The following is a 17,425-nucleotide window of genomic DNA, read 5'->3' on the forward strand; positions in this document are numbered from 1 at the left end:
AAGAAGTGAACGTGAGTAAATTGGAAAATCCAATCGTTGATTTGTGGCTATGTTCTTTGAGTGATTTGCCTGACGACATCGACAGTAAGTCACACCTCAAACAGACACTCACGGCCGATGAAATAGCCAAAGTCGAGCGGTATCGAATGCCCTCATCTCAAGTTCAAGCTCTGTATGTTCGCAACTACCTAAGAAAGGTGTTGTCTAGCTATTCTGATTTAATGCCCGAAGCGTGGCGCTTTGAATATGGTGAGAAAGGAAAGCCAAGTTTAGTCGCCGAACAGCAACTCAAGACGGGGTTAAATTTCAATATCAGTCATAGCAAAGAACATTTGTTAATCGCGGTTTGCCAGAGAGTAGGGAGGCCAGTTCAATTAGGTGTCGATATCGAACATGCAAGAAGCTCGACCAATATCGATTCGATCATGAAGCACTATTTTTCAGATAAAGAATTGGCGGATTTACTTGAACTTAGTAAAGAACTGCAGAGAGAGCGTTTTTTCGATCTGTGGGCGCTGAAGGAGTCGTATATCAAAGCGACAGGCAAGGGGCTAGCCACATCGTTGCGAAGCTTCTCGTTCGATTTCTCTAATTTTACCAAGCGAACATTTTTGACCAAGCAAGCATTGGAACTCAGTTCGTTAGGCTTTCAATCAGGCTTGTATCGCGAAATCAGGCTACATAGCGGGATTGGGTTGAATTTGAATTCTGCTCAACAAGACGATAGTTCTACAGATTGGCAGTGTTGCTTAGGGCGGTTGGATGAGCAGTATCGTTTTGCGGTTACACTTGGCGGAAATTTGCTACCCATGCAGATAGAGATGAGAACCTTTTCGTCGTCTCACCTCTTTACGTCTATGTAGATAAAATAAAGCTAGCTCGACTCTCCAAGCATCGCTTTTAATACTTCAGCGGGTACCGGCTGCAGTTGCTTGTCTTTATCAAGGCAGACCATTTCAATATCACCAATCACGGCAGGCTTAGTCGCATCTTTACGCCATACCTCTTGTCGCCATAAGGTTTTGTATTTTCCATCGAGTTCAAAAGAGGTTCGGATGTCGCAGATCTCAGCAAACTCAACCCCATCTTGAAAAGTCATGTTGGCTTTATAGACCGCAAAACCTAGTCCGTGCTCGTTCCACAATTCCGCCAATTTATCGCTACCCAAGACATGTTCGCGCGCACGCTCAAAGTACTTTAGAAAGTTAGGGTGATAAACCACACCTGAGTGATCGGTATCTTCATAGTAAATTTGTACTGGGTGATGGTAGATCTGACTCATTGGTATCAACTCTTGGTAAGTAGTGGGACAGTAAATCTGACTAAGTTGTGCAGCACTCTACAGGATAGGTCGAAATTACTTCAAGACATCATCGGTAATGTGGCTTTTGGTCAGACCTCATTCATCACTAATACATTGGTCAGCTTCCACCCATTTACAAATATTCTATGTGTCATTTTCCACCCATTTATTTTTGCAGCGAGTTAGCGACAACTGCAGGCAGATCTGATGAAGCCTTGTGGTTAAAGGCTTGTTAATGAATTGTGTCAATGTGGCGCGCTAATTGCCTTAGTGAAAGCACGCAGTTCCCATTGAAGGGCTGCTTTGTTTACTAAGGAGAATAATAATGTTTAAGCCTCTTACCCTGCTGTCTGTATCTGCTCTGGCGCTCACTAGTTTTAATGCTGCTGCAAACTGTGACCCAGGTGAAATCGTGATTAAATTCAGTCATGTAACCAATACCGATAAGCACCCGAAAGGCATCGCCGCTTCTTTACTGGAAGAGCGAGTAAACACGGAAATGAATGGCAAAGCTTGTATGCAAGTTTTCCCTAACTCAACACTTTACGATGATAATAAGGTACTGGAAGCCCTGTTAAATGGTGATGTTCAAATGGCGGCGCCATCGCTGTCAAAATTTGAGAAGTTCACTAAGAAATACCGCATTTTTGACCTTCCTTTCCTATTTGAAGACGTAGAAGCCGTTGACCGTTTCCAAAACTCAGAATCTGGTGAAAAGCTGAAGAACGCGATGAAGCGTCGTGGCCTGCAAGGCCTTGCGTTTTGGCACAATGGCATGAAACAGATGTCGGCGAACAAACCTCTTATCAGCCCTGAAGATGCAAAAGGTTTGAAATTCCGTGTTCAAGCATCGGATGTATTGGTGGCTCAGTTTGAACAACTAGGCGCTAACCCACAGAAGATGTCTTTCAAAGAAGTGTACGGTGGCCTGCAAACTAAGGTTATCGATGGCCAAGAGAACACATGGTCAAACATCTACGGTAAGAAGTTCTTTGAAGTACAAGACGGCGTGACTGAAACCAATCACGGTATCTTGGATTACCTAGTTGTAACGTCAAACGACTTCTGGAAAGACCTACCTGAAGATGTACGCACACAGCTTGGCACTATCGTTCAAGAAGTGTCTGAGACGCGTAATGCAGAATCTTCAAAAGTTAACCTAGCGAACAAAAACAACATCATCGAAGCGGGTGGTGAGGTTCGTACACTTACGCCTGAACAGCGTGAAGCATGGGTAGCTGCACTTCAACCAGTATGGAAGAAGTTTGAAAAAGACATCGGTTCAGACCTTATCGATGCAGCGTTAGCTTCAAACCAATAACACCGCTAAGGGAGTGGCGAGTATTCGTCACTCCTTATTAAAACAATTATAAGCGGAGTCAATTATGGAAAAGCCTCAAATGGAACAACCAAATTCTAGCGAATCAGCACTGGAAACCTCTCTTTTTTCCAAAGTCGGAAGAGTTACGGATGTGATTGAAGAGTCATTAATCGCATTTTTCCTTGGCGCAATGACGCTACTTACTTTTGCCAACGTGGTATTTCGATACGCATTCAATGACAACATCTTATGGGCACTGGAACTGACGGTGTTCATGTTTGCTTGGATGGTATTAGTGGGCGCATCATATGGCGTTAAAAAACACTTCCACATTGGTGTTGATGTAATCATCAACCTTGCCCCAGAAAAGCTACGCAAAGTGTATGCGCTAATCGCCGTGACAAGCTGCCTAGCATTTTCAATCTTACTTCTTATCGGCTCTTGGAATTATTGGTACCCATTCGCGACCGATCGCGCATGGTATGAGACCGACGATATTCCAATGCCAGAGATGCTTCAGTTTCTTGCTGACTGGCTGAATGAAGGCGAGCGATACGAGAAACTGCCACGTTTTATTCCTTATATGGCGCTGCCGATTGGCATGGCAATGCTGACGTTCCGTTTTGCTCAAGTTGCTTACCAAGTGGTAACAGGCAAGCTTGACCGCATGATTGCAGGACATGAAGCCGAAGAAGAGCTGGATGCGTTGAAAGCGGACGTGCTAGCGGGCTCTGACGAAGATGCGACAGCGGTATTGAATTCGACTCCGCAGAACAAAGCGAATGAGTCGAGTACAAAATCTAACGGTAAGGAAGACTAATCATGGCAATGTTATTTCTATTTTTAATGGTAATTGCTTTCATGTTGGTCGGTGTACCAATTGCAATTTCCCTCGGTTTATCGAGCGTAATATTCTTATTGATGCATTCAGATGCGTCATTAGCTTCAGTCGCACAAACGCTGTTTAATGCTTTTGCAGGCCACTACACACTCTTAGCGATTCCTTTCTTTATTTTGGCCTCTAGCTTTATGTCTACTGGTGGCGTGGCGAAACGTATTATCCGTTTTGCTATCGCGATGGTGGGTTGGTTCCGCGGCGGCTTGGCGATGGCGTCGGTTGTGGCATGTATGATGTTCGCAGCCCTTTCTGGTTCATCTCCTGCAACGGTAGTGGCTATCGGTAGTATTGTTATTGCGGGCATGATCAAAAACGGCTATTCAAAAGAGTTCGCGGCAGGGGTTATCTGTAACGCGGGTACCTTGGGGATCTTGATTCCACCGTCAATCGTGATGGTGGTATACGCAGCGGCGACCGATGTATCGGTAGGTCGTATGTTCTTAGGTGGCGTGATTCCTGGTCTGCTGGCGGGTGTGATGCTGATGATTGCTATCTACATTGCAGCTCGTATTAAGAAGATTCCGGCGCAGCCATTTGTGGGCTGGGGCGAGATGTTCGCAGCTGCGAAAGATGCGAGTTGGGGTTTGCTGCTTATTGTCATCATTCTAGGTGGTATCTACGGCGGTATCTTTACTCCGACAGAAGCGGCGGCTGTCGCTGCGGTGTATGCCTTCTTCATTGCCAACTTTATCTATAAAGATATGGGGCCTTTCGCTGACAAGAACAATACAAAGCCTGCTTTGGTGAAAGTGTTCCAAACTTTCTTCCATAAAGACACCAAAGACACACTTTACGATGCAGGTAAGCTGACGATTATGCTGCTGTTTATCATTGCCAACGCTCTGATTCTTAAGCATGTACTGACCGAAGAACGCATTCCTCAAATGATCACTGAGTCTATGCTATCTGCGGGCTTAGGGCCGATCACCTTCTTGATTGTAGTGAACGTTTTACTCTTGATTGGTGGGCAGTTCATGGAGCCATCAGGCTTGCTGATCATCGTTGCGCCATTGGTATTCCCAATCGCTATTGCACTCGGTATCGATCCAATTCACCTAGGTATCATGATGGTAGTGAACATGGAGATAGGGATGATAACGCCGCCTGTCGGGCTCAATTTGTTTGTGACCGCAGGTGTCGCCAAGATGTCGATGATAAACGTAGTGAAAGCTGCACTGCCTTGGGTAGGGGTGATGTTCTTGTTCCTGATTATCGTCACTTACGTGCCGTGGGTATCAACATGGTTGCCGACCACATTGATGGGACCGGAAATCATAACCAAGTAGTTATTTGGTGACATGGAATTTAACCCATAAAAAATGAGGAGGTTACTAGACCTCCTCATCTATATTTCTGCCACGATTTGAATGATGGTTTATCTGCTCATACAGAGCCCGTTTTGCCTCTAATTCTGGCGTGTATAGATCAACATGATTGTCAGTATAAAAAATACCATCTATTTCGAAAGTATCGGTAATCGATGGCACTTTTGTTTTCTCACCCATAACGACTTCCTTATTATATTTATTGCATAACATCCTGTTATTGAAATAAGTATAGGTGATCTTGCTCCCAAATCTAATTTAGTTTGGTTCTACCTTATAAGATTCTTTCGTTAGCTGGTGTTTTTGCATCTTATCGTAGAGGGTTTTCCTCGGTAATTGCAGCCTCTCCATGGTCTCTTTTATACTGCCATTGCATTCAATAAGTGCCTGCTTCAACGTGTTTTTTTCAAAGTCAGATACCAATTCTGCCAAAGACAGCTCTTGAGTAGTTTCAGTGGCGCTGTCTGATAAGTGAGAAAGCTTACCTAAAAGCACAAAACGCTCTGCAGTGTTACGTAATTCTCGAACATTTCCCGGCCAATCATGAGCTAAAAGGGTATGCAGCTCCTTTTGTGGAAGGGCTGGGGCTGTCTTGCCATAACGTGCTGCAGCGACCAGTAAGAAGTGATGGAAGAGTGCTGGGATATCTTCTTGTCGGCTTCTTAACGGTGGCAAATCTAGGGTCACGACATTGAGCCGATAATAGAGGTCTTGGCGGAAAGTGCCTTCTTCAGCAGCCTTTTTTAAGTCAACTTTGGTTGCGGCGATTACTCGAATATCAAGTGGGACTAATCCGTTTGAGCCGACTCTTTCGATGACGCGTTCTTGCAAGACGCGCAACAGGCGAATTTGTGCCTGCATTGGCATGGATTCAATTTCATCTAAGAATAGAGTTCCGCCTTGAGCAAATTCAAATTTACCGACACGTTTGCTTTCAGCGCCAGTGAATGCGCCTTTTTCATGGCCATACAGCTCACTCTCAATTAGGTTTTCAGGAACCGCTCCACAGTTGACCGCGACGAAGTTTTGTTCCCGCCTGCTGCTTTGTTCATGTAGAGAACGTGCAACTAATTCTTTGCCGGTGCCTGTTTCGCCAAATAGCAATATGTCGGCATTGGTATCGGCAACGTGAGTGATGATAGACCGCAGCTCCGTCATTGATTGCGTGTCACCAATGATCCTTGGGCCAAGCGCTTGGCTGGCCTTGAGTGAACGTTTTAACTCAAGGTTCTCAAGGGTGAGCTGACGTTTTTCTATCGCTCGCTTGGTGGTTTCGATTAGGCGTTCATTAGCGAAAGGTTTTTCAATGAAGTCATAGGCGCCGTATTGGATTGCTTGAACGGCCATCGAAATATCGCCGTGACCAGTAATCATGATCACGGGGATCTCTTTGTCTTTGTGCATCACGGTGTTGAGCAGGTCATGCCCGGATAGGCCCGGTAAACAGATATCAGTGATGATCACGTGAGGTAAGCCGTTTTCTTGAATCGCGAGCAGAGCAGACTCCGCATCGGGAAAGAATTCGGCATCAATGTCGGCGAGCTCGAAGCTCTGTTCAATCGCCATTCTTAGATCGGATTCATCATCAATGAAATAGACGTGACACATAGTGATTCCTTTACTTCTTTGTATTCTGGTTATTGCTGAGTTTTTGCTTGCTGTTCATGTCCAACAAGGGGCAACTCTATGCTGAATCGAGCCCCGCCTTGAGGGCTACTACCGGTAACGAGCTTGCCATTTATTCCGCTGATTATTTGTTGAGAAATCGATAGTCCAAGTCCAAGTCCGTTTTTCTTGGTGGTATGAAAGGGTTCAAAAAAGTTTCCGTTCGAAGGGGAGGTGAAGCCGGGGCCGTTATCATCGACATGAATCAGCAAGGTATTGGCTTGTTGATGGTCGGACTCTCTAATCGCTAACAGAATAGCTAATTGTTTGTCGTCTTGTTGTTCCATCGCCTGAATCGCGTTGGTCAGCAGGTTAATGATCACCTGTTCCAGTTGAATGGCGTTGGCGAGCACGCAAGCATCAAAGGTTTCAGGGAGCTCGTTGACCTTAACTCGTTCACTCTTAAGTTGTGGCTTCATCAACTCTTTCGATGAATGTAAAACTGGGAGTATTTGTAATGTGTGTAGCTCTTCTGCGGTGGATTTCTTGGCGAAGGAGCGAAGCTGGTGGCTGATTTTCGCCATACGATCAGTGAGTGCTGAGATTCGCGATAGATTGTCATCGACACGATCGGTTTTATCTTTGGCAAGAAACAGTCGGCCGTTGTCGGCATAACTGCGAATCGCAGCGAGCGGGTTATTTAGCTCGTGACTGATGCTCGCCGACATTTGACCTAACACCGCCAGTTTGGCGGCTTGGATGAGCTCGTCTTGAGTTTGCCTCAATACATGTTCGGTTTCGATACGGTGTTTGATCTCGACATGCAACTCCGATGTACGTTCAAGCACTTGAAATTCGAGTTTTTGCTTGGCTTCGGATTGCAGCCTGTCTATCTGTGCTCGTCTTTGTTGTCGATGGTGGTTGAGCTGCATCGTTAGATAAATAATCGCAAAGATAAGGCTCAGAACCACAAGGTAAGCAACTAAGTCCCACCAAACTAAGTGGGTTGGAGAAAATACCCGTATGGTGAGTTTTGGTTCGGCTAGGAAACGCGAAGAGCTAAAGAACTGCTCTTGGACGAGTTTGTGTGGCGACTCAATACGACTAGTGGCACTGTCTAAATCGCCAGAGAAGTGCAGGCTTTCTATTTTGGTATCGAGATACTGCCTGCTTTCCTGAATTCGAGTGTGTTGCGCTTCGCTTAGCGGCTCAAGGCTTTTGAAAAGCCATTCAGGGTTACTCGACATAAATACGATCTGGTCTTTATCGTCAGCAACAAAAAAACTCTGTTTGCCTTTCCAACTTGCTTCAATCAGCGATAAATCCATCTTTACGACAATGACGCCAATAATCTCGGCGGCATATGAGACGGGATAAGAATAATAATAGCCTCGCTTTCCTGAGGTTGAACCTAGCGCAAAATATTGATTTTCATTGCCAATAATCGCTTCTTGAAAGTAAGGACGGAAAGCAAAATTACGACGAATAAAAGAATGCGGTTGATTCCAGTTACTGGCTGCAATGGTGGTGCCGATACTGTCTAGTAGGTAGGTGTCGGATGCTTGAATCACCGAGTTTACGTGCTCTAGATAACGATTAGTGAGCTCGGTTTGCGCAGAGTTACTTGGAGAGTGCAGGGCATCGACCAGCTCTTTGTCTTTTGAAAGCAGTTCTGGAATGTGCGCGAACTTATCCAATTGGCTTGAAATATGAACAGAAAAGCGGTCCAGCTTAGATTGATGATCATTTAACAAACTTTCATGGCTTGTGCTCCACACCCAATGACCGCCAAACACCATCAGTAAACTGTATGTGACCATTAACAGTATTGGGATTCTAAAAGCTTGAAACATGAAGGCTCTCCGCTGATTTCTTTAGTAAACAATCAAGCCTGTCTTCTCTCGTTTATGGTAGCAAATAGCGGTAGTTTTTGCTGAAAGCAGAGAGTGAACAGATGGGTGTAGGTTAAGGGTTTGTAACGGGGATTGTTGAAAAAGTTATCGACTCTGAGGGGTAAAACAAGAGCAAGATCTCTTTTTAAGGTTTTTAGCAAAAAAAGCCCTCGATTCCCTTGAAAAAGTCGCTATTGTCCCCATTTCTGTTGTGCTAAGTGATGATTTGATCGTTTTTGTATCACTTAGTTGGACGAATTTAGAGCATTCATCATCATGCAGAGGTGAACGGCTCGACAGAGATTAAACAGATCGCTAGAATGTCGCGTCTAAAATTTCTGTCCTGAGGCTAATCGGAGATACCTTTCTTGTTTATGAAAACAAGCTTTATTACGTTTTAATCGACGTGTGAAGAACGAAGATATCGCTGATTAGTCTGGTGTTTGGTTGAATAATCAATTCAGACATCAATGCTCGATTTTAAATTAGGTGTTCGGATAGAGCACTACACAAGGATGCAGCCAACAACGTCTGCTTTTGAATTAAAGCTAAGTTACGGCTCATATGCTCAGATTACTGAGCCAGTTTTGAGGTTTATATAATGCAAGTTACTGTTGAAACGCTAGAAGGCCTAGAGCGCCGTCTTAATATTACTGTTCCTGCTGCTAACATCGAAGATGCAGTTACAGCTGAACTACGCAACATCGCGAAAAACCGTCGTTTCGATGGTTTCCGTAAAGGCAAAGTGCCAATGAAGATGGTTGCTAAAATGTACGGCAAAGCAGTACGTCAAGACGTGATGGGCGAAGTAATGCAACGTCACTTCATCGAAGCGATCGTTAAAGAGAAAATCAACCCAGCTGGCGCACCTACTTTCGCACCAGTTGAAAACAACGAAGGCGCTGACCTAGTATTCAACGCAACTTTTGAAGTTTACCCAGAAGTTGAGCTGAAAGGTCTAGAAAACATCACTGTTGAGAAACCAGCAGTAGAAGTTAAAGAAGCTGACGTTGAAGAGATGATCGAAACTCTACGTAAGCAACAAGCAACTTGGACTGAAGTTGAAGCTGCTGCTGACGCTGGTTCTCGTGCAACTATCGACTTCGTTGGTTCTATCGACGGTGAAGAGTTTGAAGGCGGCAAAGCTGAGAACTTCCCACTAGAGATGGGCGCTGGTCGCATGATCCCTGGCTTCGAAGACGGTATCGTTGGTAAAACAGCAGGTATGGAATTCGAAATCGACGTAAACTTCCCAGAAGATTACCACGCTGAAAACCTAAAAGGTAAAGCAGCTAAGTTCTCTATCAAGCTGAACAAAGTTGAAGCTCGTGAACTTCCAGAACTAAACGAAGAATTCGTTTCTAAGTTCGGCGCTGCTGACGGCGTTGAAGGTCTTAAAGCTGAAGTTCGTAAGAACATGGAGCGTGAGCTTAAGCAAGCTGTTAAGAACCGCATCAAAGAGCAAGCTATCGACGGTCTAGTTAACGAAAACAACATCGACGTACCTTCTGCTCTTATCGATCAAGAAATCGGTGTTCTACGTCAACAAGCTGCTCAACGTTTCGGTGGCAACACTGAAGCTGCTGACCAACTTCCACGTGAGCTGTTCGAAGAGCAAGCTAAACGTCGCGTAGTTGTAGGTCTTCTTCTTGGTGAAGTAATCAAGACTGAAGAGCTAAAAGCTGACGACGAGAAAGTTAAAGCTATCATCGAAGAGATGGCTACAGCATACGAAGATCCAACAGAAGTTATTGCTTACTACGAGCAAAACGAGCAAATGATGAACAACATGCGCAATGTTGCTCTAGAAGAGCAAGCTATTGATGCAATCATCGCTAAAGCTCAAGTTTCTGATAAAGAAGTTAGCTTCAACGAGCTAATGAATCAGCAACCTGCTTAATATAGTAATATCTGACGTAGAAGGTTGACGTACGGTCAACAATTCTGCTAACAATGGTCCGTATGATTTAATCATTCGGGCCATTTATTTTAGGGACATAAGAATATGAGCTACCAAGAAAAAAATACAATGCCATCGATTATGGACGCACTAGTTCCTATGGTGGTTGAACAGACTTCCCGTGGTGAACGTTCTTACGATATTTATTCTCGTCTATTAAAAGAACGTATCATTTTCTTAACAGGTCAAGTGGAAGACCACATGGCAAATCTTGTCGTGGCTCAACTGCTTTTCTTGGAATCAGAAAACCCAGACAAAGATATCTATCTTTACATCAACTCACCTGGCGGTAGCGTAACAGCAGGCATGTCTATCTACGACACAATGCAGTTCATCAAGCCAAACGTGAGCACAGTATGTATGGGTCAAGCTTGCTCTATGGGTGCATTCTTACTAGCGGGTGGTACTCCTGGTAAGCGTCACGTGCTTCCAAACTCACGTGTAATGATTCACCAGCCACTTGGCGGCTTCCAAGGCCAAGCGTCTGATATTCAAATTCACGCGCAAGAGATCCTAACGATCAAACAAAAGCTAAACAAACTATTGGCAGAGCACACTGGTCAGCCTCTAGAAGTTGTTGAGCGCGATACAGATCGTGATAACTTCATGTCTGCTGATCAAGCAGTAGAATACGGCTTGGTGGATTCAGTTCTTAATCACCGCGGTCAATAATTGCAGGGCAATTGTTTAACGCAAAGTGATTCAAATTGATATACACTCAAGCATAGAGAGTTAAGGCTAAGAGGTTAGCGAATGACAGATAAAAGCAAAGAGGGTGGTAGCGGTAAACTGCTTTACTGCTCTTTCTGTGGCAAAAGCCAACACGAAGTTCGCAAGTTAATCGCAGGTCCTTCTGTTTACATTTGTGATGAATGTGTCGATCTTTGTAACGACATTATTCGTGAAGAAATTAAAGATGTTCTTCCTAAGAAAGAATCGGAATCGCTGCCAACGCCGCGTGAGATTCGTGAGCATCTTGACGACTATGTAATCGGTCAAGAATACGCGAAGAAAGTGCTAGCAGTTGCAGTTTATAACCACTACAAGCGTTTACGTAATGGTGATACGACAGCTGAAGGCGTAGAGCTAGGTAAGAGTAACATTCTTCTTATCGGTCCTACTGGTAGTGGTAAAACACTACTGGCTGAAACATTGGCTCGTTTCCTAGACGTTCCTTTCACAATGGCAGACGCAACAACACTAACCGAAGCAGGTTACGTGGGCGAAGATGTTGAAAATATCATCCAGAAGTTGCTTCAGAAATGTGATTACGACGTAGCGAAAGCGGAACGCGGCATTGTTTACATCGATGAAATCGACAAGATTTCTCGTAAAGCTGAAAACCCATCAATCACGCGTGACGTGTCTGGTGAAGGTGTACAGCAAGCTCTACTAAAACTTGTTGAAGGTACAGTTGCTTCAGTTCCACCTCAAGGTGGTCGTAAGCATCCACAGCAAGAGTTCTTGCAAGTGGACACGTCTAAGATCCTATTTATCTGTGGTGGTGCGTTTGCAGGCCTAGATAAAGTGATTGAACAGCGTGTAGAAACAGGTTCAGGTATCGGCTTTGGCGCAGAAGTGCGTTCAAAAGATGAAACCAAAACTATCGGTGAATTGTTCACTCAAGTAGAACCTGAAGATCTAGTGAAATATGGTCTGATTCCAGAGTTCATTGGTCGTCTACCTGTGACAACAACACTGACAGAGCTTGATGAAGAAGCGCTAATCCAAATCCTATGTGAGCCAAAGAATGCACTGACAAAACAGTACGCAGCATTATTTGAGCTTGAGGATACAGAGTTAGAATTCCGTGAAGATGCCCTACGCGCAATTGCTAAGAAAGCAATGAACCGTAAAACAGGTGCTCGTGGTCTACGCTCTATCTTGGAGGGTGTTCTACTAGAAACTATGTACGAACTGCCATCTTCAACTGATGTAAGCAAGGTTGTGATTGATGAGTCGGTAATTAATGGTGAGTCAGAACCACTGTTGATTTACAGCAACTCAGATAACCAAGCAGCTGTTGCAGAGTAGGTCTTTTTTAGACAAGTCACTCAAATTGAAAAAGGAGGTAAGCAATTACCTCCTTTTTTTTATTCTTCCATTGAATCCAGTCGTTTAAGCCCCATATACTGCTTTATAAGTTAAAGCGGAAGAGAGAAATATATGAACTTGGAACGTTCCGAGCGTATCGAAATCCCCGTGCTACCTCTACGTGATGTAGTGGTTTACCCACACATGGTTATTCCATTGTTTGTCGGTCGTGAAAAATCGATTACATGCCTTGAATCGGCAATGGAAGCTAACAAACAAGTACTACTTGTAGCGCAGAAAGAAGCGGACACTGATGAGCCTTCAATCGACGACCTATTTAACGTAGGTACAGTCGCTACTATTCTTCAGTTATTAAAGCTCCCTGATGGTACGGTTAAAGTACTTGTTGAAGGTCAGCAGCGTGCAAAAATTCACCAATTCAAAGAAAGTGAATTCTTCTTAGCGGATGCCGAATACGTTGTTACCTCAGAACTTGACGAAAAAGAACAAGAAGTGGTTGTTCGCAGTGCGATCAATCAATTCGAAGGCTTTATTAAGCTAAACAAAAAGATTCCTCCAGAGGTTCTAACGTCTCTGAACGGTATTGATGAGGCAGCTCGCCTTGCTGATACGATTGCTGCGCACATGCCACTTAAACTGGTAGACAAGCAGCACGTTCTAGAAATCTTAGATGTGACTGAACGTCTGGAATTCTTGATGGGCCAAATGGAGTCAGAAATTGACATCCTGCAAGTTGAAAAACGCATCCGTGGCCGCGTTAAGAAGCAGATGGAAAAATCTCAGCGTGAGTACTACCTGAATGAGCAAATGAAAGCGATTCAGAAAGAACTTGGCGAGATGGACGACGCACCTGATGAATTCGAGACTCTGAAGAAGAAGATCGAAGATTCTAAGATGCCTCAAGAAGCTCGTGAGAAAACTGAGCAAGAACTGCAAAAACTGAAAATGATGTCGCCAATGTCTGCTGAAGCAACAGTAGTACGTAGCTACATTGATTGGATGGTTGGCGTTCCTTGGGCTAAGCGTTCAAAAGTGAAAAAGAATTTAGCGAAAGCGGAAGAGATCTTAAACGAAGATCACTACGGCTTAGAGCGTGTTAAAGAACGTATTCTTGAATACTTGGCAGTACAAAACCGTATCAACAAGCTAAAAGGCCCAATCCTTTGTCTTGTAGGTCCTCCTGGTGTAGGTAAAACCTCGCTAGGTCGTTCGATTGCTGCGGCAACGGGTCGTAAGTACACACGTATGGCACTAGGTGGCGTTCGTGATGAAGCTGAGATTCGTGGTCACCGTCGTACGTACATCGGTTCACTTCCGGGTAAATTAATCCAGAAGATGTCTAAAGTTGGCGTTAAGAACCCACTGTTCCTATTAGATGAAATCGATAAGATGTCTTCTGATATGCGTGGCGACCCGTCTTCAGCGCTTCTAGAAGTTCTAGACCCTGAGCAAAACAATGCATTCAACGATCACTATCTAGAAGTCGATTACGATCTGTCTGATGTGATGTTCGTTGCAACGTCTAACTCGATGGACATTCCTGGCCCACTGCTGGACCGTATGGAAGTCATTCGTCTGTCTGGTTACACAGAAGATGAAAAGCTGAACATTGCTAAGAGCCACCTATTGGACAAGCAAGTTCAACGCAACGGTCTTAAGCCTCATGAGATTGAGATTGAAGACTCTGCAATCATCGGCATCATTCGTTACTACACGCGTGAAGCGGGTGTACGTAGCCTAGAGCGTGAAATCTCTAAGATCTGTCGTAAAGCAGTGAAGAACATCTTGCTAGACAGCGACCTTAAGTCTGTAACGGTTAACATTGATAACCTGAAAGAGTACTTAGGCGTTCAACGTCATGACTTCGGTAAAGCGGATGAAAGCAACCGTATTGGTCAAGTGACTGGTTTAGCTTGGACTCAAGTTGGTGGTGATCTACTGACTATCGAAACTGAAGCAATGCCGGGTAAAGGTAAGCTAACGCAAACCGGTTCACTTGGCGATGTGATGAAAGAATCGATCCAAGCGGCAATGACCGTGGTTCGTTCTCGTGCAGAAAAACTGGGTATTAACTCAGATTTCTACGAAAAGCGCGATATTCACGTTCACGTACCAGAAGGTGCTACACCGAAAGATGGCCCGAGTGCGGGTATCGCAATGTGTACTGCACTTGTCTCTAGCTTGACGGGTAATCCGGTTAAAGCTGAGGTCGGTATGACAGGTGAAATTACCCTTCGTGGTGAAGTTTTACCTATCGGTGGCTTGAAAGAAAAACTGCTTGCAGCACACCGTGGCGGCATCAAAACTGTACTGATTCCTAAAGACAATGAGCGTGATTTGGAAGAGATTCCAGACAACGTAATCGCTGACTTGAAGGTGATCCCGGTTCAGTGGATTGATGAAGTACTCAAAGTCGCGCTAGAACGAGATCCGTCAGGGGTCGAGTTTGACGTGAAAAAATAGTGATGCATAGCAAAAATAAGTAAAGAATTACGCTGATAGGCTCGAAAAGGCTTGTCAGCGTTTTTTTTGGACGCTAAGTTATTGATCAAAGCGGCAGCCCTTTTGCAATAAGGCTTGCGGCTAAATTAAAACCAAAATGGAACGTACAGTCATCAGAAGTAGTCACAGATGACACATAGGGGAAAAACAGTGAATAAAACACAACTAGTAGAATCAATCGCAGAAAACGCAGACATCTCTAAAGCTTCAGCTGGCCGCGCTCTAGACGCATTCATCGAAGCAGTTGGCACAACGCTACAATCAGGCGACCAAGTTGCACTTGTTGGCTTTGGTACTTTCAGTGTTCGTACTCGTGCTGCTCGTACAGGTCGTAACCCAAAAACTGGTGAAGAGATCCAAATCGCAGAAGCTAAAGTACCTGGCTTCAAAGCGGGTAAAGCACTTAAAGACGCATGTAACTAATTTTCACTGCTGAAACCTCCATTTAAGAGGGGAAGGCAGTAAAATGCGTTTACTGTTTGAAAAATGATGTTTCATTCTTAAACAGTATGTGTACAAAGCACATTGAACTTATTTAAATTATGCGCATCCTACTGATGCGCATTTCTTTTTCTGATAATATCGCGTGAATAGATTTTTATTTTGAAGCCAATGCTTCATATCCGGAGAGCACTTAAATTATGATGGATCGATTACGCGAAGGCGTGAATAGCATCGCGGTAAAAATTATCCTTGGGTTGATTATCCTGTCATTCGTATTCGCAGGTGTAGGCAGCTACATCACCGGTGGCGGTAACAACGCAGCAGCTAAAGTTGGCAACACAGAAATTGCTCGTGGTGAGTTCGAACAGGCTTACCAAAACGAACGTAACCGTATGCAGTCTCAACTTGGCGATTACTTCGCGCAAATGCTTGCAGACCCTGCTTACGTAGAGTCTTTCCGTAAATCAGTACTTGATCGCATGATCAATGATGTACTGCTTGAGCAGCAAGCTGAGTCTCTAGGCCTACGAATCAGTGATTCTCAAATCCGTACCATGATTCTAGAAATGCCTCAGTTCCAAACGGCTGGTCAATTCGACCAAGAAGTTTACCAAGCAGCACTACGTCGTGCAGGTTTCAGCGCAGAGAGCTTCGCTGAATACATGCGTCGTGACCTAATGCGCAACCAGCTTGTGACTGCACTTCAAGGCAGTGAATTCGTTCTTCAGGGCGAAATCGATACTCAGAGCAAGCTTATCGCACAAACTCGTGATATTCGCACAGTGACACTGTCTGTTGCTGACCTTGCAAAAGGCATCGAGTTAACTGACGAACAGATCGAACAGTACTACCAAGAGAACCCTGCAGCTTACACTCGTCCAGAGCAAGCGAAGGTATCTTACATTGAGCTTTCTGCTGAAGCACTTAAGTCTCAGCTTGAAGTAAGCGATGAAGAAGCACAGAAATACTACCAAGAGCACCTAGACAAGTACTCAACTGAAGAGCAACGTAAAGTTAGCCACATCCTAGTTCAAGGCGACGACGAAGCGAAAGCTCAGTCAATCCTAGACGAGCTAAATGCAGGTGCTGATTTTGCTACGCTAGCGGAAGAGAAATCTGACGACTTCGGTAGTGCAGATGTTGGTGGTGATTTAGGTTGGATTGAACGCGATGTTATGGATCCAGCATTTGAAGACGCGGCTTTCGCTCTTGAGAATATTGGTGATACGACTGGCCTAGTTAAATCTGATTTCGGCTACCACATCATCAAGCTAGACGAACTAAAAGCGTCTCAAGCTCAGCCTTACACTGAAGTAGCGGCAGAGATTAAGACAGAGCTTCTAGACCAACACGCAGTTGATCAGTTCTACGAGCAACAAACCGAGCTAGAAAAAGTAGCGTTTGAATTCCCAGATTCTCTAGATGATTCTGCAGAAGCTATCAACGCGAAGATCACAACAACAGATTTCATCTCTCAAGTCGACGCTCCAGAAGTTCTGATGACGCCTGCAGTTATGCAAGCTATCTTGAGCCCTGAAGTGAAAGAAGACGGTCTAAACTCGGAAGTTATCGAAGTTGCACCTGAGCACGTAATTGTTGTTCGTGTAGAAGAGACTCGTGACGAGACAGTTCTTCCTCTAGCTGAAGTGAAAGATCAAGTTGTTGCTGCATTGTCTGCTGTACAAGCAGAGCAGCAAGCGGTTGAGCTAGGTGTTTCTCTAGTGAACGAACTTGAGCAAGGCAATGAAGCAGTGCTAGCGGACAACAACCTTGAGTTCACTGAACTTGAAACGATTGACCGTAACTCGCCATTAGCGGTATCTGTATTCGCTCTAGCGAAACCAGAAGCAGGTCAAGCTGTGTTCGGTCAATCTAAAGACCAAGACGGTAACATCGTTGTTGTTGAGCTTTCTAAAGTGACTGCTGAAATCAACCCAGCTTACAGCACTCAAATTGGTGCACAGTTGGAGCGAGTTGGTAACCAGCAAGACCTGACTAACGTACTAAACGTACTTCGTAAAAACGCAGACGTTGAATACTACGTAGTGGGTCAAGGTCAGTAAGCGTTTGATTCCCTCGGTAGCAAGCTCAAGTTAGAGTTGACTACCGAGAATCAACAT

General features: G+C 44.6%; 14 protein-coding genes and 1 pseudogene. 11 read left to right on the forward strand and 4 right to left on the reverse strand.

Annotated features, from left to right (window positions below):
* Positions 1–20 precede the first annotated feature (20 nt).
* Entirely contained in the window at positions 21–863 is an 843-nt protein-coding gene (locus tag MSG34_RS10745; RefSeq protein WP_248338158.1) for a 4'-phosphopantetheinyl transferase superfamily protein, read from the forward strand.
* A gap of 11 nt (positions 864–874) precedes the next feature.
* On the opposite strand, the gene MSG34_RS10750 is transcribed toward MSG34_RS10745, so the two are convergent.
* Positions 875–1,282, reverse strand: coding sequence for a thioesterase family protein (locus MSG34_RS10750; protein WP_048607892.1), 408 nt, complete (start codon positions 1,280–1,282; stop codon positions 875–877).
* A gap of 346 nt (positions 1,283–1,628) precedes the next feature.
* Here MSG34_RS10750 and MSG34_RS10755 point away from each other — a divergent pair, with 346 nt between their 5' ends.
* From MSG34_RS10755 to MSG34_RS10765, 3 genes are all read left to right on the forward strand, one after another.
* Entirely contained in the window at positions 1,629–2,624 is a 996-nt protein-coding gene (locus tag MSG34_RS10755; RefSeq protein ID WP_016788636.1) for a TRAP transporter substrate-binding protein, read from the forward strand.
* A gap of 64 nt (positions 2,625–2,688) precedes the next feature.
* Complete coding sequence (locus MSG34_RS10760; protein WP_048607896.1) at positions 2,689–3,444, forward strand: TRAP transporter small permease; 756 nt, start codon at positions 2,689–2,691, stop codon at positions 3,442–3,444.
* A gap of 2 nt (positions 3,445–3,446) precedes the next feature.
* A complete protein-coding gene (locus tag MSG34_RS10765) occupies positions 3,447–4,808 on the forward strand; it encodes a TRAP transporter large permease (RefSeq protein ID WP_248337351.1) in 1,362 nt (453 codons plus the stop codon).
* A gap of 45 nt (positions 4,809–4,853) precedes the next feature.
* Here the strand turns inward: MSG34_RS10765 and MSG34_RS10770 are convergent, their stop codons facing one another.
* The 3 genes from MSG34_RS10770 to MSG34_RS10780 form a co-directional block, all read right to left on the reverse strand.
* The gene (locus MSG34_RS10770; RefSeq protein ID WP_164091110.1) at positions 4,854–5,027 is read right to left on the reverse strand and encodes a hypothetical protein; all 174 of its coding nucleotides are present in this window, start codon (positions 5,025–5,027) and stop codon (positions 4,854–4,856) included.
* Positions 5,028–5,105: 78 nt separating this feature from the next.
* Positions 5,106–6,455, reverse strand: a complete 1,350-nt coding sequence (locus MSG34_RS10775) for a sigma-54 dependent transcriptional regulator (protein ID WP_248337353.1) — start codon at positions 6,453–6,455, stop codon at positions 5,106–5,108.
* 29 nt (positions 6,456–6,484) lie between these two features.
* Positions 6,485–8,305: an ATP-binding protein gene (locus tag MSG34_RS10780; protein WP_248337355.1), complete on the reverse strand. Its 1,821-nt coding sequence runs from the start codon at positions 8,303–8,305 to the stop codon at positions 6,485–6,487.
* A 163-nt stretch (positions 8,306–8,468) separates the two neighbouring features.
* Between MSG34_RS10780 and MSG34_RS24250 the strand changes: the two are divergent.
* From MSG34_RS24250 to ppiD, 7 genes and pseudogenes are all read left to right on the forward strand, one after another.
* Positions 8,469–8,651, forward strand: a pseudogene (locus MSG34_RS24250) (hypothetical protein); the annotation flags it as partial.
* A gap of 294 nt (positions 8,652–8,945) precedes the next feature.
* Positions 8,946–10,244: a trigger factor gene (tig, locus tag MSG34_RS10785; RefSeq protein WP_017106221.1), complete on the forward strand. Its 1,299-nt coding sequence runs from the start codon at positions 8,946–8,948 to the stop codon at positions 10,242–10,244.
* Between the two features lie 105 nt (positions 10,245–10,349).
* The gene (clpP, locus tag MSG34_RS10790; RefSeq protein ID WP_004736080.1) at positions 10,350–10,976 is read left to right on the forward strand and encodes an ATP-dependent Clp endopeptidase proteolytic subunit ClpP; all 627 of its coding nucleotides are present in this window, start codon (positions 10,350–10,352) and stop codon (positions 10,974–10,976) included.
* Between the two features lie 81 nt (positions 10,977–11,057).
* Positions 11,058–12,338, forward strand: coding sequence for an ATP-dependent protease ATP-binding subunit ClpX (clpX, locus tag MSG34_RS10795; RefSeq protein WP_009847283.1), 1,281 nt, complete (start codon positions 11,058–11,060; stop codon positions 12,336–12,338).
* A gap of 132 nt (positions 12,339–12,470) precedes the next feature.
* Positions 12,471–14,822, forward strand: a complete 2,352-nt coding sequence (lon, locus tag MSG34_RS10800) for an endopeptidase La (protein WP_019824784.1) — start codon at positions 12,471–12,473, stop codon at positions 14,820–14,822.
* A gap of 168 nt (positions 14,823–14,990) precedes the next feature.
* Positions 14,991–15,284, forward strand: coding sequence for an HU family DNA-binding protein (locus MSG34_RS10805; protein ID WP_012604504.1), 294 nt, complete (start codon positions 14,991–14,993; stop codon positions 15,282–15,284).
* Between the two features lie 218 nt (positions 15,285–15,502).
* Positions 15,503–17,368 carry a peptidylprolyl isomerase gene (gene ppiD, locus MSG34_RS10810; RefSeq protein ID WP_248337357.1) on the forward strand — a complete coding sequence of 622 codons (1,866 nt, stop codon included), beginning with the start codon at positions 15,503–15,505 and terminating at the stop codon, positions 17,366–17,368.
* Positions 17,369–17,425 lie beyond the last annotated feature (57 nt).

Origin of the sequence: Vibrio sp. 1CM2L, from assembly GCF_023161695.1 — a bacterium.
Taxonomy (GTDB): Bacteria; Pseudomonadota; Gammaproteobacteria; order Enterobacterales; family Vibrionaceae; genus Vibrio; species Vibrio coralliirubri.